The organism is Nonomuraea sp. NPDC047897, assembly GCF_043204415.1.
In the GTDB taxonomy this organism is placed as follows: Bacteria; Actinomycetota; Actinomycetes; order Streptosporangiales; family Streptosporangiaceae; genus Nonomuraea.
The window spans coordinates 56,336-81,507 of record NZ_JBIDCC010000018.1 but is presented as its reverse complement, the minus strand read 5'-3'; the positions used below and the strand labels follow the sequence as shown (position 1 = coordinate 81,507).

Annotated in this window: 21 protein-coding genes; 9 read left to right on the top strand and 12 right to left on the bottom strand. The window is 72.9% G+C overall.

The features are described from left to right. Positions 1-3: 3 nt before the first annotated feature. On the bottom strand, positions 4-2,571 hold the full coding sequence (valS, locus tag ACGF0J_RS32780; RefSeq protein ID WP_393152151.1) for a valine--tRNA ligase: 2,568 nt from the start codon (positions 2,569-2,571) through the stop codon (positions 4-6). A gap of 78 nt (positions 2,572-2,649) precedes the next feature. Here valS and ACGF0J_RS32775 point away from each other — a divergent pair, with 78 nt between their 5' ends. Beyond that, positions 2,650-2,934 carry a DUF4235 domain-containing protein gene (locus ACGF0J_RS32775; protein WP_101788618.1) on the top strand — a complete coding sequence of 95 codons (285 nt, stop codon included), beginning with the start codon at positions 2,650-2,652 and terminating at the stop codon, positions 2,932-2,934. Here the strand turns inward: ACGF0J_RS32775 and ACGF0J_RS32770 are convergent. Then, the gene (locus ACGF0J_RS32770) at positions 2,867-4,300 is read right to left on the bottom strand and encodes a trehalose-6-phosphate synthase (protein ID WP_393152149.1); all 1,434 of its coding nucleotides are present in this window, start codon (positions 4,298-4,300) and stop codon (positions 2,867-2,869) included. The two genes, ACGF0J_RS32775 and ACGF0J_RS32770, sit on opposite strands and share 68 nt — an antisense overlap. A 481-nt stretch (positions 4,301-4,781) precedes the next feature. Here ACGF0J_RS32770 and paaI point away from each other — a divergent pair, with 481 nt between their 5' ends. Then, positions 4,782-5,165: a hydroxyphenylacetyl-CoA thioesterase PaaI gene (paaI, locus tag ACGF0J_RS32765; RefSeq protein WP_393152265.1), complete on the top strand. Its 384-nt coding sequence runs from the start codon at positions 4,782-4,784 to the stop codon at positions 5,163-5,165. Between the two features lie 58 nt (positions 5,166-5,223). Here the strand turns inward: paaI and ACGF0J_RS32760 are convergent, their stop codons facing one another. The 4 genes from ACGF0J_RS32760 to ACGF0J_RS32745 form a co-directional block, all read right to left on the bottom strand. Further along, entirely contained in the window at positions 5,224-6,015 is a 792-nt protein-coding gene (locus ACGF0J_RS32760) for a hypothetical protein (protein WP_393152147.1), read from the bottom strand. 88 nt (positions 6,016-6,103) lie between these two features. Then, on the bottom strand, positions 6,104-6,403 hold the full coding sequence (locus tag ACGF0J_RS32755; protein WP_020542847.1) for a DUF4193 domain-containing protein: 300 nt from the start codon (positions 6,401-6,403) through the stop codon (positions 6,104-6,106). 286 nt (positions 6,404-6,689) lie between these two features. Beyond that, positions 6,690-7,961 carry a sensor histidine kinase gene (locus ACGF0J_RS32750; protein ID WP_393152263.1) on the bottom strand — a complete coding sequence of 424 codons (1,272 nt, stop codon included), beginning with the start codon at positions 7,959-7,961 and terminating at the stop codon, positions 6,690-6,692. Positions 7,962-8,058: 97 nt separating this feature from the next. Beyond that, on the bottom strand, positions 8,059-8,712 hold the full coding sequence (locus ACGF0J_RS32745) for a response regulator transcription factor (protein WP_393152145.1): 654 nt from the start codon (positions 8,710-8,712) through the stop codon (positions 8,059-8,061). Between the two features lie 235 nt (positions 8,713-8,947). On the opposite strand from ACGF0J_RS32745, the gene ACGF0J_RS32740 reads away from it, so the two are divergent. Continuing rightward, positions 8,948-9,112 carry a hypothetical protein gene (locus tag ACGF0J_RS32740; protein WP_393152143.1) on the top strand — a complete coding sequence of 55 codons (165 nt, stop codon included), beginning with the start codon at positions 8,948-8,950 and terminating at the stop codon, positions 9,110-9,112. Positions 9,113-9,226: 114 nt separating this feature from the next. On the opposite strand, the gene ACGF0J_RS32735 is transcribed toward ACGF0J_RS32740, so the two are convergent. Together ACGF0J_RS32735 and ACGF0J_RS32730 are read right to left on the bottom strand one after the other, a co-directional pair. Then, a complete protein-coding gene (locus ACGF0J_RS32735) occupies positions 9,227-10,066 on the bottom strand; it encodes an inositol monophosphatase family protein (protein ID WP_393152141.1) in 840 nt (279 codons plus the stop codon). After that, positions 10,066-12,048: a prolyl oligopeptidase family serine peptidase gene (locus ACGF0J_RS32730; protein ID WP_393152139.1), complete on the bottom strand. Its 1,983-nt coding sequence runs from the start codon at positions 12,046-12,048 to the stop codon at positions 10,066-10,068. Before ACGF0J_RS32730 ends, ACGF0J_RS32735 begins: the two co-directional genes overlap by 1 nt. A 56-nt stretch (positions 12,049-12,104) precedes the next feature. On the opposite strand from ACGF0J_RS32730, the gene ACGF0J_RS32725 reads away from it, so the two are divergent. Beyond that, positions 12,105-13,064, top strand: coding sequence for a ferrochelatase (locus tag ACGF0J_RS32725; RefSeq protein ID WP_393152137.1), 960 nt, complete (start codon positions 12,105-12,107; stop codon positions 13,062-13,064). Here ACGF0J_RS32725 and ACGF0J_RS32720 read toward each other — a convergent pair. After that, a complete protein-coding gene (locus ACGF0J_RS32720; protein ID WP_393152135.1) occupies positions 13,055-14,296 on the bottom strand; it encodes a lytic murein transglycosylase in 1,242 nt (413 codons plus the stop codon). The genes ACGF0J_RS32725 and ACGF0J_RS32720 overlap by 10 nt on opposite strands. 76 nt (positions 14,297-14,372) lie before the next feature. On the opposite strand from ACGF0J_RS32720, the gene ACGF0J_RS32715 reads away from it, so the two are divergent. From ACGF0J_RS32715 to ACGF0J_RS32705, 3 genes are read left to right on the top strand one after another with little or no spacing between them, the layout of a single operon-like run. Continuing rightward, on the top strand, positions 14,373-15,596 hold the full coding sequence (locus tag ACGF0J_RS32715) for an MFS transporter (protein WP_393152133.1): 1,224 nt from the start codon (positions 14,373-14,375) through the stop codon (positions 15,594-15,596). Between the two features lie 54 nt (positions 15,597-15,650). After that, positions 15,651-16,418 (top strand): polysaccharide deacetylase family protein, encoded by a 768-nt coding sequence (locus ACGF0J_RS32710; RefSeq protein WP_393152131.1) that lies wholly within the window; start codon positions 15,651-15,653, stop codon positions 16,416-16,418. Between the two features lie 39 nt (positions 16,419-16,457). Continuing rightward, positions 16,458-17,735, top strand: coding sequence for a D-arabinono-1,4-lactone oxidase (locus ACGF0J_RS32705; protein ID WP_393152129.1), 1,278 nt, complete (start codon positions 16,458-16,460; stop codon positions 17,733-17,735). 64 nt (positions 17,736-17,799) lie between these two features. Here ACGF0J_RS32705 and ACGF0J_RS32700 read toward each other — a convergent pair whose 3' ends face one another. Beyond that, positions 17,800-18,741, bottom strand: coding sequence for a hypothetical protein (locus tag ACGF0J_RS32700; protein WP_393152127.1), 942 nt, complete (start codon positions 18,739-18,741; stop codon positions 17,800-17,802). 152 nt (positions 18,742-18,893) lie between these two features. On the opposite strand from ACGF0J_RS32700, the gene ACGF0J_RS32695 reads away from it, so the two are divergent. Further along, positions 18,894-19,748 carry a S8 family serine peptidase gene (locus ACGF0J_RS32695; protein ID WP_393152125.1) on the top strand — a complete coding sequence of 285 codons (855 nt, stop codon included), beginning with the start codon at positions 18,894-18,896 and terminating at the stop codon, positions 19,746-19,748. 161 nt (positions 19,749-19,909) lie between these two features. Next, a complete protein-coding gene (gene sepH, locus ACGF0J_RS32690; RefSeq protein WP_393152123.1) occupies positions 19,910-22,561 on the top strand; it encodes a septation protein SepH in 2,652 nt (883 codons plus the stop codon). A 185-nt stretch (positions 22,562-22,746) separates the two neighbouring features. On the opposite strand, the gene ACGF0J_RS32685 is transcribed toward sepH, so the two are convergent. Further along, positions 22,747-24,285: a PH domain-containing protein gene (locus ACGF0J_RS32685; RefSeq protein ID WP_393152121.1), complete on the bottom strand. Its 1,539-nt coding sequence runs from the start codon at positions 24,283-24,285 to the stop codon at positions 22,747-22,749. A gap of 299 nt (positions 24,286-24,584) precedes the next feature. Continuing rightward, positions 24,585-25,106, bottom strand: a complete 522-nt coding sequence (locus ACGF0J_RS32680; protein ID WP_393152119.1) for a PH domain-containing protein — start codon at positions 25,104-25,106, stop codon at positions 24,585-24,587. Positions 25,107-25,172 lie beyond the last annotated feature (66 nt).

Here is a 25,172-nt window from a genome sequence, read left to right as displayed (position 1 = left end):
TCGTCAGCGGCCCTCCTCCAGAGTGACCTCGACGGTCAGCTCCGGCCCGTCCGCCAGGACGAACTCCTCCACGTTGCCCGCCCCGCACAGGTCGTCCTGCGCCAGCCGCACGAGCGCGGCCTCGGGCCCCGACACGGTGAGCCGGGAGACCTCGGCGCGCATCGACAGCTTGGCCGCCGACTTGGCCTTGCGCACCCGGCTCAGCACCTCGGAGGCGACGGTCAGCACGGCCGGGTCGCCGGAGCCACGGCGGGCGTCGGGCCAGGCGGCGCGGTGCACGCTGCCCTCGCGCCACCACGACCAGACCTCCTCGGTGACGAATGGCAGGAACGGGGCGAACAGCCGCAACTGCGCGTCGAGCGCCCGGCGCAGCGCCACGTGGGCGGAGGCCGCGCGCGGCCCGGTCTCGTAGGCGCGGGCCTTGACCAGCTCCAGGTAGTCGTCGCAGAACGACCAGAAGAAGCGTTCGGCCGCCTCCAGCGCCCGGGTGTAGTCGTAGTTCTCGAACGCCCGCGTCGCCTCCTCGACCACGTCGGCCAGCGCGGCCAGCATGGACAGGTCGAGCGGCTCGGTGACGAGTCCGAGCGGGTCGGCGCCGACCTCCGCCCCGGCCCCGGCCCCGGTCTGGGCCTCGGCCTCGGGGAAACCGAGCACGAACTTCGACGCATTGAGGATCTTGATGGCGAGCCGCCGCCCGACCTTGATCTGCCCGGTGTCGAAGGCTGTGTCGGTGCCGGGCCGTCCGCTGGCCGCCCAGTAGCGGACGGCGTCGGAACCGTACTCCTCCAGCAGCCCGAGCGGCGTCGTGACGTTGCCCTTGGACTTGGACATCTTCTTGCGGTCGGGGTCGAGGATCCACCCCGAGATGGCCACGTCGCTCCACGGCAGCGCGCCGAACTCCTGGTGCGCCCGGACCACGGTGGAGAACAGCCAGGTACGGATGATCTCGTGGGCCTGCGGCCGCAGGTCCATCGGGAAGACCCTGGCGAACAGGTCGGGGTCGCGCTCCCAGCCGCCGGCGATCTCCGGGGAGAGCGACGAGGTGGCCCAGGTGTCCATGACGTCGGGGTCGCCGACGAAGCCGCCCGGTTTGCCGCGCAGGTCCTCGGTGTAGCCCGCAGGGGCCTGCGCGGACGGGTCGATCGGCAGCTCGTCCTCGCGGGGCAGCAACGGGCGGGCGTAGTCGGGCTCGCCCGCCTCGTCCAGCGGGTACCACACCGGGAACGGCACGCCGAAGAAGCGCTGCCGGGAGATGAGCCAGTCGCCGGCCAGTCCCTGCACCCAGTTGTCGTAGCGGACCCGCATGTGCGGCGGGTGCCAGCGCAGCTCGGCGCCCCGGGCCAGGAGCTGCTCGCGCAGCCCGGCGTCGCGGCCGCCGTTGCGGATGTACCACTGGCGGGTGGTGACGATCTCGAGCGGCCGGTCGCCCTTCTCGTAGAACTTCACCGTCCGCTGCACCGGCCGCGGGTCGCCGTCGAGGTCGCCGGACTCGCGCAGCAGCTCCACCATCCGCTCGCGGGCGCTGTGCACGGTCTTGCCGGCCAGCTCCTTGTACGGCTCGGCGTCGACGCCGTCGGGCGGCTCGGGCAGCAGCCTGCCGTCGCGGCCGATGACGGGCCGGGTCGGCAGGGCCAGCTCGCGCCACCAGGTGACGTCGGTGAGGTCGCCGAACGTGCAGATCATCGCGATGCCGGACCCCTTGTCGGGCTCGGCCAGGCGGTGGGCCAGCACGGGCACCTCGACGCCGAAGACCGGCGTCAGCACGGTGGTGCCGAACAGCGGCCGGTAGCGCTCGTCGTCGGGGTGGGCGACGAGGGCCACGCAGGCCGGGATCAGCTCCGGCCGGGTGGTCTCGATCCAGACGGGCCCCTTCTCGCCGTAGAAGGAGATCCGGTGGAACGCGCCCGGCCACTCGCGGTCCTCCAGCTCGGCCTGGGCGACGGCGGTGCGGAAGGTGACGTCCCACAGGGTCGGCGCCTCGGCGAGGTAGGCCTCGCCGCGCGTGAGGTTGCGCAGGAACGCCCGCTGGGAGGCGGCCCGCGCGTGGCCGTCGATGGTCGCGTACGTCATGGTCCAGTCGACCGACAGCCCGAGGCGCCGCCACAGCCGCTCGAAGGCCTTCTCGTCGTCGAGGGTCAGCCGCTCGCACAGCTCGATGAAGTTGCCGCGCGAGATCGGCACCTGCCGCTTGGGGTCGGGCTTGGCGGGAGGTGTGAAGTCGCGGTCGTAGGGCACCGAAGGGTCACAGCGGACACCGAAGTGGTTCTGCACGCGGCGCTCGGTCGGCAGGCCGTTGTCGTCCCAGCCCATGGGGTAGAACACTTCGCGCCCGCGCATCCGCTGGAAGCGGGCGATGGTGTCGGTGTGGGTGTAGGAGAAGACGTGGCCGACGTGCAGAGAGCCGGAGACGGTCGGAGGGGGCGTGTCGATCGAGTAGACCTGCTCACGCGTCTTGGACCGGTCGAAGCGGTAGGTGCCCTGGTCCTCCCAGCGGGCTACCCATACCTGCTCCAAGCCGTCGAGAGTCGGTTTCTCCGGCATGGGCGCATGGCGTAGTCGCTGTTGAGTCATGCCACCTTATGGTACGGCTTCCGCGGTCGCACCAGCGGTGGAGACTAGTGTTCGTTACCTACGGGAAGGAGACGCCGCATGGCAGAGGAGAGGCCCGATGTCGCCTGGCGGGTGGTCGGCGGACTGGTGGGTCTGGCGACCGCGTGGGCGGCACGCAAGATCCTCGGGTTCGTCTGGGTGAAGACGACGGGCAAGGAGCCGCCGGTCGACCCGGACTCCCCCGAGGTCAGCATGGGTGAGGCGATCGGCTACGCGGTCGTGATGGGGGTGGGCATGTCCGTGGCGCAGATCGTGGTCAATCGGACGGCCAAGAAGCGCTATGACTCGTGGCGGGCGCTGAAGCAGGTGACTCCAGGGCGTTGAGGAACTCGCTTGCCCAGCGGTCCACGTCGTAGGTGGCGACCCGGCGCCGCATCGTGCGCATGCGCCGGGCCAGCTCGGGCGGTGTGGCCCGCATGGCGGCCATCATCTGCCGCTTGACGTCCTCGACGTCGTAGGGGTTGACGAGGTAGGCCTGCCGCAGTTCGTCGGCCGCCCCGGCGAACTCGCTGAGCACCAGCGCCCCGGTGAGGTCGTGGTGGCAAGAGACGTACTCCTTGGCCACCAGGTTCATCCCGTCGCGCAGCGGCGTGACGACCATGACGTCGGCGGCCAGGTAGAGGGCGGCCAGTTCCTCGCGGCCGTACGACTGGTGGAAGTACTGGATCGGCTGCAGCCCGAGCGTGGAGTGCTCGCCGTTGATCCGGCCGACCTGCAGCTCGATGTCGTCGCGCAGCCGCCGGTACTCCTCCACCCGCTCGCGGCTGGGCGTGGCGATCTGCACGAACACGGCCTCTCCCGGTGCGAGCGTCCCGTCCTCCAGCAGCTCGCCGAACGCTTCCAGCCGCTGGCCGATGCCCTTGGTGTAGTCGAGCCGGTCCACGCCGAGCAGCACGTGCTCGGGGTCGCCCAGCTCGGCCCGGATCTCCTTGGCGCGCTGGATGATGTGCGGCTCGCGGACGAGCGTGTCCAGCTCGCCGAAGTCGACCGAGATGGGGAACGCGGCGGTGGTGACGACCCGGTCGTCGAGGAAGATCTCGTTCCCCTTGTACGGCAGGCCGAGCAGCCTGCGGCACAGCCGGCGGAAGTTGGAGGCGCCGCCGGGCAGTTGGAAGCCGACCAGGTCGGCGCCGAGCAGGCCCTCGACGAGTTCCTTGCGCCACGGCAGCCGCCAGAACAGCTCCACCGGCGGGAACGGGATGTGCAGGAAGAATCCGATGCGCAGGTCGGGGCGGAGTTTGCGGAGCATGGCGGGGACGAGCTGGAGCTGGTAGTCCTGCACCCACACCACCGCGCCCTCGTCGGCGGCCTCGGCCGCGGCGACGGCGAAGCGCTCGTTGACGGCGCGGTAGGCGTCCCACATCTCCCGCTCGAAGATCGCGGGTGCGACCACGTCGTGGTAGAGGGGCCAGAGCGTGGCGTTGGAGAAGCCCTCGTAGTACAGCTCCACCTCACGGGCCGACAGCGGGACCGGGATGAGGCTCATCCCGTCCTGTTCGAGCGGCTCCAGCGTCTCGTCGGGCGCGCCGTGCCACCCGAGCCAGGCGCCGTGGCGGCGCTGCATCACCGGTGCGATGGCGGTGACGAGCCCTCCGGGGCTCCTGCGCCATGAGGCCGTTCCGTCGGGCTCGATCGACCGGTCGACCGGCAACCGATTGGCGACGATCAGGAACGAGCTACGGCCATCCACCCAAGTCCTCCTAGGCTCAGCTTGTCGAGAGCCGCGCCGCGCGGCTCACGGCGACCGCCGCCCGCTGGTCCCGGGCGGGGACCTGGCACGGCGACCCAGCGGCTGGTGGGGCCCAGGGAGGGGCCGGCCACGGCCGAGGTTCGGCCGGGCCACCGGTGCCAGTCTTCGCCGCGAGCTCGCAGACGGCGAGCGGCGCCTAAGGCACCATGCCCAGGACCTGCATAAACAAACGCGATTAACACATTTCGCCCAAATGTTCCAGATGGTGGCCGGACCGAAATCTCCCGGCCATCCCGGCGCCACCCTCCCCCCGGCCCTGCCCGGCACGGCGGCACCCGGCCCTGCCCGGCACGGCGGCACCCGCACTTGGCAAGCCGCCGCCGCGCCGATCCCGACCCCCTTGACAGGCACCGTCACGAAGTGTTTTGTTTACCGAACATTCGGTCAGTGGAGAGGGGCTGGAGTGGAGAGCGCGCGGCGCATGCTGGACGCCGACACCGCCTCCGCCGCCCTCGGCATCGAGCTGGTCGACCTCGCCGAGGGCCGGGCGGTGTGCCGCATGACGGTGACCGACCAGATGATCAACGGGCACGGGCTGTGCCACGGCGGCTACGTCTTCCTGCTGGCCGACACCACGTTCGCCTGCGCGTGCAACACCTACGGCCCCGTCACGGTGGCGGCCGGCGCGGACGTCACGTTCGTGGCCCCGGCCCGCGCCGGCGACGGGCTGGTGGCCGAGGCCGCCGAGCGCACCCGCTTCGGCCGCAGCGGCATCTACGACGTCACGGTGCGCCGGAACGACGGCCAGGTGGTCGCGGAGTTCCGCGGCCGCAGCAGGGAGATGAGACCGGATGCGCCTCGGTGAGCCGCCCTCCGCCGCGTGTCCCGACCCTGCCGAGCGGCGGGGGGCAGGAGTGTGGGGATCAGCGGCCGAGGCGCTTGCGTTCGGGGGGTGCGGGGAGCTTGCCGCGCAGGTCGGTGCGGATCGCCTCGCCGAGCTTCTTGGTCGCCAGCCGGTTGAGCGCGCCGCCCGCGACGGCGCCGGTGAGGAACGGGCCAAGCGTGGTCAGGTGACGCCCGAGCGTCCGCATGAGGCGGTTGCGCAGCGCCGTCTTGGTCGCGGCGCCGAGCGCCAGCGTGACGGAGGAGGGGGCCAGCGGGTCGATGCCACGCTGTTTCGCCCAGGCGGCCGTGAACGCGGCCGCGCGCTGCGGGCCGGTGCCCTCGACGCGCACGCCGTACACCTCGTGCAGCTCGGCGAGCAGCTTGACCTCGATGGCGGCGACCACGAGGGTCTCGGCCACGAGCTGGGCGGGGGCCGACAGCAGCAGGGGCGGGGCGGCGAACTCGGCCGCCGCGAGCGCTCCGCCGATGGCGCCGACCGTCATGGTGGCCTTCTGGGCGGTGCGTATCAGGTCGTCGGCGAGCAACTCGCCGGTCAGTCCGTGGTGATGCTCCGAGAGGGTCTGGACGTCTCGGATGGGGATGCGGGGTGTGATGCTGAGGAAGACGTCGGCCAGCCACCGGCCCCGTCCGGTGCCCTCGGCCTTCGCCTGCTTCGAGCGCTGACGCAGAGCACGGGTCAGGCGGCCGAGCAGCTTGCGCCGCTCGGCCGGCTCCAGGTCACCGGGTTCGGTGAGCCTGCCGACGAGCTCGCCGACGTCGGAGTCGGCGACCTCACTGTGCGGTTGCTGGTCCCTGTCCGGTTCGGCCACGCGAAGCCTCCGTCCTATGGTCGCGACAGCTCAGTGCCCGGCCGGCATCGGTTCATGCCGGACGAAGCCCCGAGATCCTTCGCTCCGGTCAGGCCGCGCACTCCCGGCAGACCTGCTGACCGTTCTTCTCGGAGGCCAGCTGGCTGCGGTGGTGCACGAGGAAGCAGCGCGAGCAGGTGAACTCGTCAGCCTGGCGCGGGATGACCCGCAGGCTGAGCTCCTCGTTGGACAGGTCAGCGCCCGGCAGCTCCAGGGACTCCGCCAGGTCGGTCTCGTCGATGTCGATGCTGCCCGAGGACTTGTCGGTGCGGCGCGCCTGCAGCTCCTGCAGACTGTCCTCGCCGAGGTCGTCGTCTGTCTTGCGCGGGCTGTCGTAGTCGGTAGCCATGGTGCTACTCCATCCCCCTCATCTATATGTCTTCGCGCTCGTCGCGCGTCTTCTAACGTCCGAGAGGTACGTCTTGTGCCCGCTCGTCGGGGAAGATTGTGCATCGGTACCCCTGGAGAACGGCAAACGAAACCTCCCAACACGTCAGGGCCTGCTGCCAGTGGCGATGGTTAGCCAAATATGGCGAAACCCACAGCCCGGGCGTCACGCACCACCGTGTTTCGACGGCACATCCAACCACATGTGCGGCAAGAACGAGACGCCCCCACCGGACCAACACGCCGGATCAGCGACTCGGCAACCGAATGGTCACCACCAGCCCGCCACCTTCCCGGGGCACCGCGGTCACGTTGCCCCCGTGTGCCTGCACCACGGCCCGGACGATGGACAGCCCGAGACCCGCTCCCTTGGCCGAATCCACGCGATCCGCGTGAAGCCTCCTGAACGGCTCGAACAGGCTGTTCACCTCGTACGCCGGGACGTGCTGCCCCGTGTTGGCCACCTGAACAACCAGAGCACCGTCCACCATTCCCGTCCGGACCCAGACTTTTCCGTTTTCGGGAATGTTGTACTTCACGGCGTTCTCAAGGAGGTTACTGACGGACCGCTCCAGGAGCACCGGATCACCGACGGTAGGCGCGCTGACCAGATCGGTGGCGAGGGTTACTCGGTGCTCCTCGGCGAAAGGCGTGACCTGTTCGACGGCCGTCCGGGCCACGTCCCTCACGTCGAGCGGCTTGCGCACGGCCAGCTCCCGCTCGCTCCTGGCGAGCAGCAGCAGCCCTTCGATGAGCTTCTCGTTGCGGGCGTTGACCTCCAGCAGGGTGCGGCCGAGCGCCTTGAGGTCCTCGGACGCCTCCGGGTCGGACAGCGCGATCTCCAGGACCGTCCGGTTGATGGTGAGCGGGGTGCGCAGCTCGTGCGAGGCGTTGGCGACGAACCGGCGCTGGGTGTCGAAGGCGACGTTGAGCCGCGTGAGCATGGCGTCGAAGGTGTCGGCCAGCTCCTTCAGCTCGTCGTCGGGGCCCTGCAGGTCGATGCGCTGGTGGGCGAGGTTGCTGTCGGAGAGCTTGCGGGCGGTGGCGTTCATCTTGGCGACGGGCCGCAGGGCGCGGTCGGCGACGAAGTAGCCGAGGATGACGGCGAGGATGCCCACGCCCACCAGGGCGAGGATGGAGCTGCGCAGCAGCATGTCGCGCGCCTCCCGCACCGCGTCCTGCTGCGCCTCCTTCCACTGGATCTGCGCCAGCAGCTCCAGACGGGGATCCAGGCCGGACTCGCTCAGGTCGAGGCGCGGCCATCCTCCGTCGATGGCCCGGCCGACGATCGCGTAGATGGAGAACAGCAGCACACCGGCGGCCCCGAGGAACAGCGTGCTGTAGAGGAGGGTGAGCCGCCAGCGGATGCTCAGCTTGGCGGGCAGCTCCCGCACGCGCTCGCGCGCAGTCCGCTGGAGGGGGTTGTGGGTGGGCGGCGGGGGACCGTCCCAGACGGGCGGGCCGCTGGGCGGCGGAGCCTGCACCCGCGTCGCCTTGCGCTCCGAATGCGGGCTGATCATGGGATGCGTGGGCACCGCCTCACGCCCGTCCTGCCGTTCGGTCACCGAGCCTCCTCCGCCGGCCCTCCGCCGAACGCGCCGCCTCGGAGGGACGGGATCACAGCTTGTATCCCACTCCGGGCACCGTCTCGATCACCTGAGGGTCACCCAGCTTCTTGCGCAACGTCATCATCGTCACCCGCACCACGTTGGTGAACGGGTCGATGTTCTCGTCCCATGCCTTGTCCAGGAGGTCCTCCTGGCTGACGACCGCGCCCTCGGCGCGCATCAGCTCCTCCAGGACCGCGAACTCCTTCTTGGTGAGGCTGATCTCCCGCCCGTCGCGTTCGACCAGCCGCTTGCCCGGGTCGAGCCGGATGCCGCCGCGCTCCAGCACCGGCGGCAACGCCGGGGCCGAGCGGCGGCCGAGCGCCCGCACCCGGGCGACCAGCTCGACGAAGACGAACGGCTTGGCGAGATAGTCGTCGGCGCCGAGGCCGAGCCCCTCCACCTTGTCGTCCACGTCGCCCGAGGCCGTCAGCATGAGGATGCGGGAGGCGGTCCGCTGGGCCACCAGGCGGCGGCACACCTCGTCGCCGTGCACGACCGGCAGGTCGCGGTCGAGCACGATCACGTCGTAGTCGATGTAGGAGGTGCGCTCCAGCGCGCCGCCGCCGTCGTAGGCCACGTCCACCGCCATCGCCTCGCGCCGCAGCCCGGTCGCGATCGCGTCGGCGAGCACCCGCTCGTCCTCAACCACCAGCACCCGCACGCCCGATGCACCTCTTTCCGGTTCCCGCGTTCATTCTGCCCAGCACGTCGATAAGCGCACGGTAAGGCATGCGCCGGCCGGATGGAGCCACCGGACGGCCGGCGCGGCACCTCGGTGGTTTGGGACGACGACGGGCGTGGGTATGCCTGGTGGACACCCTTGACCACGTGCGATGGCACGGGCGGGGTGCTTTCGCCCCGGAAGTTTCTGTTACCCCCGCAGAAAGCAGGTGAGAATGGGCGAGTTCACGACCACGATCGAACACCGTCTCGACCAGGCATACCAGGGCCTCCGCGAGGCCCGCGACACCGGAGACGACTACCTCGCCGACACCCTCACCGCCGAGATCGCGGACCTGCGCCGCCTGGCGGACGAGCACGGCATCCCGCTGACCGGCTGACCGCACGACGACGGCCGGGGCCCTGTGGAGGAGGAGGGCCCCGGCCGTTCCCATGTCCGGCCCCGCTTCGGCAGGCGAGGCGCTCCAGCGTCGCGATCAGGGTCGAGCGAGACGTCAGGCGTCGCGATCAGGGTTGAGCGAGACGAGCAGGTCGTGCAGGTCCTCGAACAGGCCGGGCGCCGCGCACAGCACCAGCCCCGATCCGGCCGGTTCGCCGTTCAGGCCGCCCATCCGGGCGCCGGCCTCGCTCGCCACCAGTCCCGCCGCGGCGTAGTCCCACCGGTTGACGCCGCGCTCGTAGTAGGCGTCCACCCGGCCGGCGGCCACCGAGCACAGGTCCACCGCGCACGAGCCGCCGCGCCGGATGTCGCGCACCCTCGGCAGCACGGCCGCCACCACCTCGCCCTGGACGGCGCGGCGTCCGGCGGCGTAGCCGAACCCGGTCGCCACGAGCGCCCGCTCCAGCGGCACACCGGTGTTGCAGCGCAGCCGCTCGCCGCCGGGCGCGGCCGTCTTCAGGTGGGCGCCCGCGCCGAGCGCCGCGGTGAACAGCTCGCCGCGTGGCACGACGTTCACCGCGCCCGCGACGATCCGCCCGGCCACCTCGACGGCGATGGACACCGCCCACTCGGGCAGTCCGTACAGGAAGTTGACGGTGCCGTCGATCGGGTCGACGATCCAGCGCACGGCGGAGTCGCCGCCGGCCTCCCCCTCCTCCTCGCCGAGGATGCGGTCGCCGGGCCTGGCGGCCTGGATGCGGGCGCGGATGAGCTGCTCGGACGCCTTGTCCAGCGCGGTCACCACGTCGGTGGGGCTGGACTTGGTCTCGATGTCGCCGTACGCGGTGGACATGCCGGGGCGCTTGGCGAGCAGCATGTCGCCCGCCTCGCGCGCGATGTCCTCGGCCAGCCGCAGGAAACCGGCCGCGTCGGTGGAGTCGGTGTGGTTCGTCATCACGCCACCGAGTCCGGGCGCTTCCACTCCTGGCCGAGCACGTGCTGGGCCAAGAATGCCAGAACGGTCTCGTACCAGGCGATGATGTTGCCCGGTTTGAGTATCCAGTGGTTCTCGTCGGGGAAGTAGAGGAACTTCGCCTCGGCGCCGACGCGCTGCAGGTCCCACCACAGGCGCAGGCCCTCGCCGATGGGCACCCGGTAGTCCTTGTCGCCGTGGATGACGAGCATCGGGGTGTCGATCCGGTCGAGGAAGCGGTGCGGGGAGAGCCTGGCGTAGCGTTCGGAGCCGGGGTCGCCGAACTCCCGCTGCCAGTACATGGGGGCGTCGGTGGTGCCGGCGAACTGGTCGAGGTGCCACAGCGAGGCGTGGGTGACGATGGCCCGGTAGCGGTCGCTGTGCCCGGCGACCCAGTTGGCCATGTAGCCGCCGTACGAGCCGCCCATCGCGCCCAGCCGTTCGGCGTCGATGTCGTCCCTGGCCACCGCCGCGTCCACGATGGCGTCGAGGTCGGCCATGGTGCGCGGGCCCCAGTCGCCCCAGCCGCGGTCGATCATGCCCTGGCCGTACCCGGTGGACAGGCACGGGTCGGGCATGAGGACGGCGTAGCCGCGCTGCGCCATGATCCATGCCTGCCAGCGCCACTGCCAGTCGTTCCAGGAGGCGACCGGGCCGCCGTGGATCCACAGCAGCAGCGGCGCGGGGTGCGCGGCGGAGGCGCCCTCCGGCAGCACGAGCCAGCCGCGGACGGTGGCGCCGTCGTCGGCGGTGGCGGAGATCTCGGTGAGCGTGCCGGGCACCTCGGGGCGCGGCGCGGGCGAGGGCAGGTCGGTGATCTCACCGGTGGCGAGGTCGATCCGGGCCGGGCCGGGCGCGCGGTCCACGGCGCTGCGCAGCGCGTACAGCGACCGCCCGTCGGGCGACGGGTTGAGCCCGAGGTACGCCGAGTCGTCCAGGGTGAGCCGGGTGACCTCGCCGTCGAGCCCGACCCGGAAGACGGGGCGGCGCCCCTGGTGGTCGGCGGCCAGGTAGACGGCCGAGGAGTCGGGCGCCCAGGCGAGGTCCGTCGGGAACAGGTCGGCGGCGCAAGCGCGGCCCTCGCCGGTGGCCAGGTCGCCGATCCACAGCTCGGAGCGGGCGGACACATCCAGGGCGGTGTGCCGGTCGCGGGCGCAGGCCACGCGGGCGCCGTCGGGCGAGACGGAGAGCGGCCCGGTGAAGTCGTGGCGGTCGTCGGCGAACAGCACGCGCCGCTCACCGCTCGCGACGTCGATGGCGACCAGTTCGGCGCGGAACTGCCCGAGCGGCAGGTGCACGCGCCAGGTGGCGACCACGGTCGAGCCGTCGGGCGTGAGGTCGAACGACACGTCGCGCAGGCCCTCGCCGGGGTCGGGCGTCAGGTCGCGGACGTCCTCCAGCCGGTCGCCGTCGCCGAGCCGGGCGGCGAACAGCCGGGTGCGGCCCGGCCCGAGGTCGTGGTCCCAGTAGCGCACCGGGGCGCTCTCGTGCAGGATCGCGCTGATCCCGGCGTCCTTGCGCGCCTTGCGGCGCTCCGCCTCGTCCGCCTCCTCGCCGTCGAGCACGTCGGAGGCGAACACGACCACGTCGCCGGCCGTGCGGACCGCGGCGACGCCGCCGGGGCGGGCGGCCACCTGGCGCGCCTCGCCGCCGGCACGCGGCAGCAGCCACAGGGCGGGCACCTCGTCGGCGGCGTCCTTGACCGCGGGGTCGGGGCGGGCCGAGGTGAACAGCAGGTCACCCGCCGCGGTGAACTCGGCGGCGCTCTCGCCCTTGGCCGAGCGGGTCAGCCGGTGGGGCGGCTCGCCGCCGACGGGGATCGCCCAGAGCGCGGTGCCGTACGACTTGCCGTCGGGGTTGAGTGACTGCACTGCGCAGACCAGCCTGGAGCCGTCGGGCGAGAGCTTCAGCGAGAGAACTCGGGGGACGGCCACATAGTCGCGTATGTCGTTGAATGCGCTCACCCGATCGAACCTACCTCGCGGCGTGGACCGTCACCGCCCCGGCATAGGGTTGTCACGTGGGGAATTACGACGCGCTCCTGGTCCTGTCGTTCGGCGGTCCCGAGGGGCCGGACGACGTGCTGCCGTTCCTGGAGAACGTGGTGCGCGGGCGCGGCGTGCCGCGCGAACGGCTGCTTGAGGTGGCCGAGCACTACCAGGGCTTCGGCGGGGTCAGCCCGATCAACCAGCAGAACCGTGACCTGGTCGAGGCGCTGCGCCCGGTGGCGGGCGTGCCGGTCTACTGGGGCAACCGCAACTGGCACCCGTTCGGCGAGGACACCGTGCGGCGGATGAAGGACGACGGCGTGCGCAGGGCCGCGGTCTTCGCCACCTCGGCCTTCGCCGGCTACTCGAGCTGCCGCCAGTACTACGAGGACATCGCCAGGATCTCGATCGAGGGCGGTCCCGAGCTGGTCAAGATGCGTCACTTCGGCGACCATCCGGGGTTCGTCGAGGCGATGGCCGACCACACCCGGCAGGCGCTGGCGAGGCTGGGCCGCGACGACGCCCGGCTGGTGTTCACCGCGCACAGCATCCCGGTCGGCATGGCGCGCAGCGCCGGTCCCGAGGGCGGCCTGTACGAGGCGCAACTGCGCCGCTCGGCTGAGCTGGTCAACGAGGCGCTCGGCCGCACCGGGCCGTGGGACCTGGTGTGGCAGTCGCGCAGCGGCCCGCCCCAGGTGCCGTGGCTGGAGCCCGACGTGTGCGACCACCTGCGCAAGGTTGACGCGCCGGCGGTCGTGCTGGTGCCCATCGGGTTCGTGTCCGACCACATGGAGGTCGTCTACGACCTCGACACCGAGGCCCGGCAGGTGGCCGAGGAGCTGGGCCTGCCGATGGAGCGGGCGGCGACGGCGGGCACGCACCCGGCGTTCGTCCGGATGGTGCGCGAGCTCATGGACGAGCCGGAGCCGGTGCCGTGCGCGCTGACGTGCTGCCCGGCCCCGGCGCGGCCCGGCGCCGCACGTCAGGCGTAGGCGCGGGCGTAGGCCTCGGCGATGCCCAGCACCTTGTTCACGTAGTCCCACGAGTGGTTGTAGAACCAGATCGCCTTGCGCAGCTTCTGTCCGCCTTTCCCGGCGCCGTTCGCGCACAGGTAGTTGGCGGCTCCGGGCACGGCGTCGTACGGGCTCCAGATGTCGGCCTTGCCGTCGCCGTCGCCGTCCACGCCGTACGCCTTCCAGGTGGCGGGCATGAACTGCATCGGCCCGAGCGCGCCGGCGCTGGACGGCCCGTTGTTGCGGCCGTGCGAGCTCTCCACCTGGCCGATCGCGGCGAGCACGGTCCACGACAGGCCGGGGCAGCGGGTGGCCGACTGCTTGTAGAGGTCGAGGTAGCTGGTGGGCCGGCCGGCCGCGGCCGGGCCCGGGGTCTGCCTGGCGCGCGGCTGTCCGGCCTGGGGTTGGTCGGCCTGGGGTTGTCCGGCCTGGGGTTGGTCAGCCGTCGTCCGGGGCTTGCGTGGCGTGGCGGTCAGCGAGAGCACCTGCGCGCCCGAGCCGAGCAGCCGCCGCACCCGCGCCTGACTGATGTCGGGCCGGGCGCCGTGGAGCAGCACCGCGACCCCCCTCGCCAGGCCGAGCCGGGCGCCCGTCTCCTTGCTGACCAGCCCGTCGATGCCCTTCAGCCCGAGCGGCGCCGAGGCGGCCAGGCGCAGCCGCGGGCCGCCGTCCACCTGGTAGCCGGCGCCCAGCACCAGGCCGAGCCGCCGGGCGGCCGACGACTCGGCGACGAGTTCGCCCCTGGCCAGCGCGCTCCACACGGCGGGCTGGTCGGCGACCGTCTTGGGCGTCCAGGACCGGAACTCGGCCGGGTCCACGGCCAGCAGGTTGACGCCGGTGCCCGACACCTGCACCGTGCCGGCGTCGGCCACGGCCACCTTCTGCACGTGCCTGATCGCGGCCAGCGCGTGGCGGGTCCGCTTGGACACCTCGCCACGGGCGACGGCGAGCAGGTGGGGTGGGGTGGGGGTGACGCCGGGGCCGCCGGCGCCGAAGTCGGCGCGCTGGTCGTTGACGGGGGCCGTGCTGGGCACAAGCCGGTCGAGCCGCTCGGGCTGCGCCGGCCGTAAGGCCTGCACGCGGGGCGTCTCGCGGGCCGTGCGCGACGTGTCGTCCCCCAGGACCACCGCCACGCCCCCGCCGGCCACGGTCAGCGCGACCGCGGCGGCGGCCATGAGGAGCACGGCGCGGAGCGAAGGAAGTCCCGACACCCGCGAAAGGTTAGCCGAAACACAGGGAAAACCACTTGCCGTCCGGACATACGGCACGTAAAGGTAAGCGGGTAGCGTGACAGGAGGAAAGTACGTGGTCGGGCCTTACCGGGGGTTGTTCGACGGGCCCGGCGTCAAGGGTTTCGTGCTGGCCGGCTTCTTCGGCCGGATGCCGATGTCCATGCTCGGCATCGGCATCATCCTGTTGATCACCGCACTCACCGACTCGTACGCCGTGGCCGGCGCGGTCGCCGCCACCACCAACCTCGCCTTCGCGATCGCCGCCCCGCTGTCCGGGCGGCTGGTGGACCGGTTCGGCCAGGCCCGGGTGATCGTGCCGTTCGCCCTGGTCAACGCGCTCGCGCTGGGCGGGCTGATGCTGTGCGCCCGGCTGGGGCTGCCCGAGTGGGTCCTGTACGCCGCCGGCCTGCTGGTCGGCGCGACCTCGCTGTCGCTGGGCTCGATGGTGCGGGCCCGCTGGTCGGCGCTGCACGCCGGCTCGGGCCGGCTGCACACCGCCTTCGCCTTCGAGTCGGTGGCCGACGAGGTGATCTTCGTCACCGGGCCCGCCCTGGTCACGGTGCTGGCCACCGCGATCAACCCGTACGCGGGACTGCTCGTCGCGCTGGTGTCCATGCTGGGCGGCTCGCTCGCGCTGGCGGCCCAGCGGCGCACGCAGCCGCCGGTGCAGCCGGTCCGCGGGGGTGGCGGCGGCACGCCGATCCTGATCCCCGGCATCGCCCTGCTGTCGTGCGTCTACCTGGCGCTCGGCGCGGTGTTCGGCTCGGTCGACCTGATCACCGTGGCGTTCGCCGAGGAGGAGGGCGTCAAGAGCGCCGCCGGATTCCTGCTGGCGGCGTTCGCGGGCGGGTCGATGGTGTCGGGCCTGTGGTTCGGCTCGCGGCACTGGCGGATCTCGCTGCGCGGGCGGTTCGTGCGCGCGCTCGGCGTGTTCGCGGTGGGACTGCTGCCGATCGTCTTCATCGGCGACGCGAAGGTGATGGCCGTGGCGCTGTTCGTGGCGGGGCTGGCCATCTCGCCGACGCTCATCACCGGCTTCTCGCTGACCGAACGGCTGGTGCCGTCGTCGCTGCTCACCGAGGGCATGGCGTGGATCTCGACCTCGATCGGGCTGGGCGTGTCGATCGGCGCGTGGGCCGGTGGCCGGCTCACCGAGACGTTCGGCGCGTCCAACGCCTACGGCTTCGCGCTGGCCGCCGCGGCGGTCGCCGTCGTGGTGGGTGTGGGAGGTTCGAGTTTGCTGAGGATTCCCGACGTGGCTTCACCCGCCGAACGCTGATCCGCTACGGTCGAGACATCCCTCGCAACACCCTTCACATTGGATACGACTCTTATGTCCCGACAAAGCAGTTCACTTCTGGCCATCGCGGCTGTCACGCTCGCCCTCATCCCGGCACCCGCGCTCGCCCACACCACTCCCACCCCCACCCCCCCGGCCGGCAAGGCGGCGGCGGCGAAGAAGACGCCCAAGCCCGTCGACTGCACGCAGGTCAAGTGCATCGCGCTGACCTTCGACGACGGACCGGGCAAGTACGCGGGCACGCTGCTCGACACGTTGAAGAAGTACAACGCCAAGGCGACGTTCTTCCTTGAGGGCCAGTACGTGAAGAGCCGCCCCTCCTACGTCAAGCGCATGGCGGAGGAGGGCCACGAGCTGGGCAACCACAGCTACAAGCACCCCAAGTTCACCGAGATCGAGCCGTGGGCCATTCGCAGCGAGATCAAGAAGACGCAGGACGAGGTCAAGAAGGCCGCGGGCGTCGAGCCCAAGATCCTCCGCCCGCCGTACGGGCTGGCCGACCTGCAGGTGACGGAGGTCGCCGCCGAGTTCGACATGCCGATCGTCCTGTGGACGGCCGGCTCCCGTGACTGGGACACCAAGAACGTCGAGGCCATCAAGAAGCAGACGCTCGAGATCGCCGAGCAGGACGGCATCATCCTCATGCACGACTGGGTGAAGCAGACCGTCGACGCGATGCCCTCGATCGTCAAGACGCTGCAGAGCCGCGGCTACCACCTGGTCACGGTGTCCGAGGTCGTCAAGAAGCAGGACCTCAAGCCGGGCGACGTCTTCCCGCTTCCCCAAGGCTGGGAAAACTGAGTATCGTTCACGTTTAGTCGAACGAGCCTCGGAGGGGCCATGGTCTTCACCAACTGGGCGCGCAATCAGTCGGCCAGCCCCTCCGAGGTCCGCACGCCCGCCTCCGCGGCGGAGGTCGCGCGGGCGGTGCGCGACGCCGCCGCGACCGGCCGCCGGGTGCGCATGGTCGGCACCGGACACTCCTTCACCGGCGTCGCACTCACCGACGGCATCCTGCTGCGTCCCACAGCGCTGACCGGCGTCCGCTCCCTGGCCGGCGACCAGGTCACCGTGCTCGCCGGCACCCCGCTGAAGGCGCTCAACGAGCTGCTGCACGAGCGGGGCCTGGCCCTGGCCAACATGGGCGACATCACCGAGCAGACGGTCGCCGGCGCCATCCAGACCGGCACGCACGGCACCGGCCGCGACACCGGCGGCCTGGCCGACCAGGTCACCCAGCTGGAACTGGTCCTCGCCGACGGCTCAGTCGTGACCGCCGCGCCGGGCGAGGACCTGTTCGACGCCGCCCGGGTCGGGCTCGGCGCGCTCGGCGTGCTCACGGCCGTGACCCTGCGGGTGGAGCCCGCGTTCCTGCTGCGCAGCCGCCGGCGGCGGGCCACGCTGAGCGGCATGCTCGGCTCGCTCGACGAGATCACCTCGACCGACGAGCACGTCGACTTCTTCTGGCTGCCGCACACCGACACCTGCCTGGTCAAGACCGGCAACCGCGACCCGGGACCGGCCCGGCCGCCGAGCGCGGTCAAGCACTGGCTGGACGCCGTCTTCCTGGAGAACACCCTCTTCGGCCTGGCCTGCGCCGCCGGCGCCCGGCTGCCCGGCCTGATCCCCCGGATCAACGCGCTCAGCGCGGCGGCGCTGGCCGACTCCGAGGCCGTGGACGTCTCGTACCGGGTCTTCACCTCGCGGCGCGAGGTGCGCTTCCTGGAGATGGAGTACGCCGTGCCGCGCGAACATCTCGGCCGGGCGCTGCGCGAGACACGCGACCTGGTGGAGCGGGCCGGGTGGCGGATCACCTTCCCGGTGGAGGTGCGGGTCACGCCGCCGAGCACCGCGTGGCTGTCCACCGCGTACGGGCGGCCGACGGGGTACGTCGCCTGCCACATGTACCGGCCGACCCCGCACCCGGCGTACTTCGAGGGCGTCGAGGAGATCATGACGCGGCTGGAGGGACGGCCCCACTGGGGCAAACTGCACACCCGCGACGCCGCGTACCTGGCCACGGTCTACCCGCGGTTCGCCGACTTCGTCGCGCTGCGCGACCGGCTGGACCCGGACCGGCTGTTCGGCAACGCCTACCTCGACCGCGTCCTCGGCTGATCGCCCGCTCCCGCACCACGCGAAGGCGGCCCCCCGAACCCCTCCGGGCTCCTACCGGGGCCTCCTACTGGGGGAGCGGGTCCGTGTCGGGCTCCGGGTCCGCGTCCGGCTCGCTGACCTGCGGCGCGGGCTCCGTCACTGCGGGCGCCCCCGTCTCCTCGGCGTCCTGCGGCGGCGTCTCGGCGGCCGGCGCCGACGGCTCCGCCGAGCCGCGCGTGGGCGTGGGCGTCGCCGAAGAGTCTCCGGACCTGGTGGATGTCGGCGTCGGCGTGGGGGTGGGGGTCGCGCTGGGCGTGGCGACCGGCGCGCGCGTCTCCGGCGGTCCGGCCGGCGCCGTGCCGGTCTGCCCCACGGGCTCCTCGGACCGCCGCTCCTCGCGTTCGGGCGCAGGGTCGGGCCGCTTCTCCCGCGTCTGGCCGGTGACCTGCTCGTGCACCGTGGTCTGGGTCAGCCCCTGGTAGGCCAGGATGCCGCCCATGCTGATCGCGAACACCAGCGCGGCCACCGCGGCGATCTTGCTCCACGGCAGCCCGGCGTCGCCGCGCGCCGGCACCGGCCGCTCCATCACGAGAGTGGGAGCGTCTCTCCCCTCGTCGCCGGCATCGCGGACCGTGCCGTCGGCCACGGTGTGGGCTCCGGTGTGGGCCCCGGTGTGGGCCCCGGTGTGGGCCCCGGTGTGGGTCGCGGTGTGCGCGGTGTGGACGGCCGTCACCGGCGCGCCCTCGTGCGCGTCCCGTGTCTCCTCGCTCCCGGCGTCCCCCGGCGGCTCCCCGTCCTCCCGCCGAAAGACGATGACCGTGCGCTGCTTGACCTTGTCGCCGGTGCGCTTGAGGTAGTGCGTGTAGACGGCGGTGCCGATCGTGCTGCCGACGCTCATCACCGCCGCACCGATCACCGTGCCCGCGACCCCCAAGTACGAGGCGGCCACCGCGGCCGTCAGCGCCGCGAGGGCGCTTCCCCCGATCTGCGGCAGGCTCAGCTCGAACTTCCGCTGCTCGCCGCCCATGCCTGAAACCAGTCCCCCTTCGTGGTGTGCGTGTCGTGGAATCGCCCGCGGGCGCCGTTCGCCATGCGCCGGGTAAAGAGCTTCCTCGTGAATAGACGCAGGCGCGTGTCCCGTTGTTCCTGTGACGTAGGTGACAGGCACCCTTCTGGCTCGTGCCCCGACGATTCGGCCTGCCCTCCGTCTATCTCGCCGCGGCCGCCGCGACGGCGGTCGCGACCGCGGTGACCACCGCGGTGCCCCTCGCCGTGACGCCTGCCTCCGGGCTGGCCGTCCGGCCCGGCGCGAGCGAGTCCACCCGCGCGTACCTCGTCACCGCCCGTGACCGCGCCGCCGCCCGCGACCTCGTCGGCGAGGTGCGCTGGCGGGTGCGCCGCTACTACACCGCCGCGCTGCCCGGCTTCGCCACCTGGCTCACCGCCGCCGAGGCGGCCGAGCTGCTCACCGACCCGCGGGTGCGCGGGGTGGAGCCCGACCGGCTGGTCCTGCCCGTTCCCGGCCCCCACCGGCTGCCCGCCGGCACGGCGGGCAGCCCCGGGACCACCGTGTACGTCGTCGACAGCGGCCTGAACCCGGCCCACGGCGACTTCGGCGACCGGGCGTGGCGGGCCTTCGACGCCACCGGCGGCACGGGCGACGACTGCACCGGGCACGGCACGCGGGTGGCCCGCCAGGCCGCCGGACGCGTTCACGGCATGGCGCCGCGGGCCAGGCTCGCCTCGGTCCGCGTGCTCGGCTGCGGCGGGACGGGCGCCCTGTCGGACGTCGTCGCCGGTCTCGACTGGGTGCGCAGGCACGCCAGGAAGCCCGCCGTCGCGACGCTCGCCGTCGACGGAGCCGGCTCCGCTGTCCTGGCGACGGCCGTCCGGCGGCTCGAACGGGCGGGCGTTCCCGTCACCGGCGCCTCGCTCGCCCATCCGGGCCGTCCGGCGTTTTCACCCGACCACGGTGCGTCACACGTCCTAGTCCGACAGAATCCGTCGGGGACTCTCCGGATCGGTGAGCTCTGATGGGGATCGAATCGGTAAATGTGACCGGCGTCACATCGCCCGGGGCCTATCCCATGAAGGCGATGTTCGGACATGCCGGGTACGGTGCTGGCAGGCAACCGGCACACGCGAGAGACTCAAGGGTCCGGGGGAAGAATGAGCACGCTGACGAAGGGACTCGCATGCAGGAGCTCCGACTCGTCGCGGTGAGTGAGGACGGCACCTATCTCGTGCTGGCGACTGCCGGGCGAGGTACACGCTTCACACTTCCCGTGGACGACCGGCTCCGTGCTGCCGTCCGCGGCAACTTCTCCCGTCTCGGGCAGTACGAGATCGAAGTGGAGAGCCCGTTGCGCCCCAAGGAGATCCAGGCGCGCATCCGCGCCGGAGAGACCGCGGAGGAGATCGCCGCTACCGCCGGCATCCCGGTCGAACGCGTGCGCTGGTTCGAGGGGCCGGTGCTGCAGGAACGCGAGTACGTCGCCCAACAGGCGCAGCGCGTGACCGTACGGATGCCCGGCGAGTCGTCGGCCGGCCCGACGCTCGGCGAGCTCGTCGCCGAGCGGCTCACCCGGCGCGGCGTGCCCACCGACGAGATCGACTGGGACTCCGCCAAGCGCGACGACGGCCTGTGGCGGGTCAAGCTCGGCTACGTCTGGAACGGTCACACCCGGCACGCCGAGTGGCTGTTCGACCCGCGCCGCCGCCACGTCACACCCCACGACGACGAGGCCATGCGACTGTCGTCGGCCGACTTCGACCCGAGCCCTCCGGTGGAGGACACGACGGTCACGCCGTTCACGCCGCGCGTGGCCAAGCTGCAGCCGGTGCCGCCGCTCGGCTCGGACCCGCTGCCGTTCCCGTCGGCGCGCCGCGAACCGGAGGAGCCCGCCGTCGGGCACCACGGGCCGCCGCGCGGCGCCGACTTCGGCCCGCCGCCCTTCGAACGCTCTCCGGGCACGCCCCCGGCCCGTCGCCCTGCCTTCCCGCCGGACCCGGCCGCCTCGCGCGAGCCCGCCCCGCCGTCCCCTTCCGCCGCGCCGCCGGCCGTTCCGGCACGCGACGACGGACCCGGCGCCGGCTCGCCGTCCGAGCCGCCCGCCCGCCGTGGCGCGCCCGGGGCCTGGCCCGCCGACTTCGGCCTCAGCCGTACGGAGGAGCGTGGTGGTGCCGTCGAGGCCGAGGCGTTCTACGCCCCGGTGACCCGCGAGCCCACGCCCCAGCCACCGCCGTCCGGCGCTCCGTCCCGCCCGGCGGAGCAGCCGCCGACCGGTCCCGCGGCCCCGCCCGCCTCGCACCCCACCCCCGCACCCGCCCCCGGACCACGGCCCGCCGAACCGGCGCATCCCTGGCCGGCGGCCACCGGGACGAGTGCGGAGGAGCGGGCGACTGCCGAGCGGACGGGTGCCGAGCAGGCCGCCGCAGACCAGGCCGCCGATCAGGCCGCCGCAGACCAGGCCGCTGTGGAGCAGGCCGCTGGGGAGCAGGCCGCTGTGGACCAGGCCGCTGTGGACCAGGCCGCTGTGGACCAGGCCGCTGTGGAGCGGGCTGCCGCAGGGCAGGCCGCCCCAGAGGAGTTGGCAGCGGACCGGGTGGCCACCGCGCCACCGGCTGTCGCACCGCCGGTTGCCGCACCGCCGGTTGCCGGACAGCCCACGGCTGAGCCGGCCGACCCGGGTACACCCCTGCCCGCCTCCCCCGCCCAGACCGCTGAGCCGGTCACCGAGGAGCCCGCTCACACCGTCACGGGCGTCGAGGAGCCCGTGCCGTCCGCCGCCGGCGCCCCGGACACTGGCACACCGGACACAAGCACACCGCACACCGGCACACCGGACCCGGGCACACCAGACCCGAGCACACCGGACACCGGTGCATCCAGCGTGCGGGACGCACCGTCTGGCCCCACCACTTCGGCGCCCGCCGAAGCGCCCTCCCTCCCTGTTGCCGCCGGACCCGCGGAGGCGCCCGCGGCCACCGAGGAAGCGACAGCCGGCACGAGCGACGGGGCCGCGGCCCAGTCGGATGCGGTGAGCGAGGCAGCACCCGTGCCGACACCCGACGAGGCACCCACGGCTCCGTCCATGACAGCGTCCAAGGACAGCCCCGCGATCGAAGCGGCACCGGAGCAGGCCGCGCCGGAAGCCGGGGCTCCGCAGCAGGACCCGACCGGCACCCGAGGGCCCGAACCCACGCCGGCCGAGACGCCCCAGCCCCTGACGACCGAACCAGCCGCAGCGGCCGAGCCGTCTCAGCCGGAGCCGGCCACGCCCGACAGGACCGCGCCCGACCCGGCTCCTCCGACGGCGACCGAGCCAGAAACGACCGAGCCAGAAACGACCGCATCCGACACGACGACGTCGGAAACGACGGCGACCCCGGACGCGACAGCCCCGGACGCGACAGCCCCGGACGCGACAGCCCCGGACGCGATGGACTCAGGCGCGACAGCCCCGGACACGGTGGACTCAGGCGCGACGGGCTCAGGCGCGGACGTGTCCGAGGCGGCGGAAGCCGACGTGTCCGAGGCGCCGCCCGCGCCCAAGCCGAAGCCCGTTCCCAGGCCGCCCGCGCCCAAGCCGAAGCCGGCACCGGCCGCGGCGGCGGTGCCGGCGGCCCGCCCGGGCAGGGACGACGCGACCGCCGGCGGCAAGGGCGGTCCAGGCAAGGGCGGTCCAGGCAAGGGCGACAAGGCCAAGGAGGCCGCGAAGGACGTGCCGGTCCCGTCCGCGCCGCCCGCGCCGGCGGCCCGCCAGCCGCGCAAGGGTTCGAGGGGACGCCGCGCCTCCGTGCCCACCTGGGACGAGATCATGTTCGGCGCCCGCCGCCAGGACTGACACCGCCGGGAAGGGCGGCGGGGCACGACCTGAAAGACGTGCCCCGCCGCCCTTTCGCGTTCCCGGAGGGCGCGGCCGGTGGGTCGCGTTCGGTGAGCCCGCTCGGCCGCCGCCCGCGTGCAAAGGTCGTCGACCGTCTGGGCCGCGCCGTCGCGCCGGACGCGTCGCGGGAGCCGGCCCGTACGTCAGGATGACCGCGGCGCGCCCGGCTCGGTCCGGAACGGCGCCAGCCAGTCGGGCGTCACCTCGGCCGGGAAGTCACCGGCCTGGCCGGCCGAGACGTCGACGGCATGGTAGCCGCCCTCGCCGGCCCCCACGCCGGCGATCAGCGTGTAGACCCCGGCCCGCCGCTGGAACCACGTCTGCCTGATCCGCCAGCCGACCACGGCCCGCCGTTCCACCACCGCCTGGGACCGCCGAAGCGAACCCGAGCGGACCGACAGGCGCGCCCCGTCGTAGCCGTGCCCCAGCGACCGGTAACGGTCGAGGCCGAGCGGCACTCCCAGCCCGGCCGGCGCGAGGGCGAGCACGGTGAGGACCCACCACAGCGGCAGCCCGGTCGCCACGGCCGCCGCCAGGGCGGTCAGGCACACGGCCAGCCACGGGGCGATCGCCCTGAACAGGCGGCGCCTGCGCGCCACGGGCGGGTGGGGGCGCAGGTCCGCCAGGAACGGGCCGATCGCCCCGGCCGTCACCTCGACGGCGACCTTCCTGGGCACGACGGGCAGGAGCTGGCCCCGCGTCGAGGAGTCGCCGAGGCCCGTCACGATCGCCCAGGCCCGCACCACCCCGGCCCGGCGTTCGGCCAGGCCGTCCACGATCTCGTAGCCGCGCACCCGTCTCGTCTCCAGCGAGACGCTGCGCCGGTTGATCAGCCCGCGTTCGGCGACGAGGTAGCCGTCGCGGTCCTCCAGCCGGAAGTCCCAGTTGAACACCGCGTACATGACGCCGCCCACGAACGGCATGGCCACGACCAGGAGCAGTACGGCGACCAGCAGCAGATAGGGCCGGTCCCCGAGCCAGCGGGCCGCCTGCCAGGCGGCGTCGCGGCCGACGCCCAACTCGTTGCCCCACTGGAAGGCGAGCCCGATGGCGCCGCCCGCGAGCGCGAACGGCGTGAAGAGGTACGCGCCGGACAGCGGCCCGTAGAGCAGCCACCTGCGGGGCACGGAGATGATCGTCCGCTCCGGCGGGACGGGGCGGCCCTGCGCGGGGGCCGGGTGGGCGGCCGCCGCGCCGCCCGTGGCCACGGGCCCCGCGGTCACGGGCGACCCCGATCCGGAGCCGGCCGTCTCGGCCGTGCCCGCCCGCGCCCGGGCCACCGCGACGCGGCGCAGCAGGGCGGCCTTGAGGCGTTCGGCCTCCTCCAGGGTGACGCCGTCGAGCTTGCCCTCCTCGTCGCCGCCGCTCGCGCCGGTGTCGATCTTCAGGACGGCCAGGCCGAGCAGCCGGTGCAGGGGCGGGGTGGACACGTCGACGCCGCGCACCCGTTCGAGCGGGATGGTGCGCAGCGACCGGCTGATGAGCGATCGGTTGATCTCCATCCGGTCGCCGACGATCTCGTACGTGAACGTCACCCACCGGATCAGCGCGAACACCACGGCCCCCACGACCGTGACCGTCGCCCACACGTAGGAGGAGCCGGAGAACCCGCCCACGAACAGCACGCCGACGAGCGGCAGAAGCAGGTTGGGCAGCATCCGCACCGGGTCGATGAGCAGCACCTTGGGACTCAGCCGCAGCGGTGCCCGCGCGCCGGGACCCGGTCCCGGCCCCGGTCCCGGCCCCGGTCCCGGCTGTCGCGGCCCTCCCGGCCCGTACGGCGGCTCCCCCTGCCCGCCGTACGGCGGATGCCCGAGCTGCCCGTACGGGGGCGGGACGGGGCCCTGAGGAGGCGGGACGGGGCCCTGGGGAGGCGCACCGGCGCCAGGAGCGGCGCCCTGCGGCACGGGGCCGGGACTCGGCGCGGCTGGGTGGTGCCGGCGGGGTGCCTCGGAGGGCTCGGGAAGCTCGGCCGGACCGGTCACGTGGCGTCGTCCCTCAGCTCTTCGGCCCGGTGCGCCAGCCGGTCGGCCAGCCCGGCCGCCACCTGGAAGTCGAGCCCCTGGATCGTGGACGAGCCCGCGTGCGAGGCGGTGCGGATCTCCAGGGTGGCCAGCCCGAGCATGCGCTCCAGCCAGCCCTGCGCCTTGTCGACCGTCTGGATCCTGCTCACCGGCACGAACACCCACTCCCTGGTCAGGAACCCCGTCCGCGCGTACACGACGTCGCCCGAAAGCTCCCACCGGTGCACGGAGTAGCGCACGAACGGCTCCGCCACCAGGAACGGCGTCAGCAGCGCCGCCACCGTCGCGGGCAGCACCCACGGCCGGTCGGCGAACCAGCCGGGCACCCACGGCCAGTCGCTGCCGCCGACCCAGGCCGCGACCAGCGCGGAGCCACCAACCATGATCACAAAGGCGATCAGGGCCTCCAGCAGCCAGAGCCTGACGGCCTTCGGCGAGACGCGGTGCGCCGGATCACGGAGCGGGCCAGTAGGTGTCACGAATCCCAGCTTAAGCCGCGCGGCACGTCAGCGATCTCTCAGCGGCGTCGGCGCCGCGATCAGGGA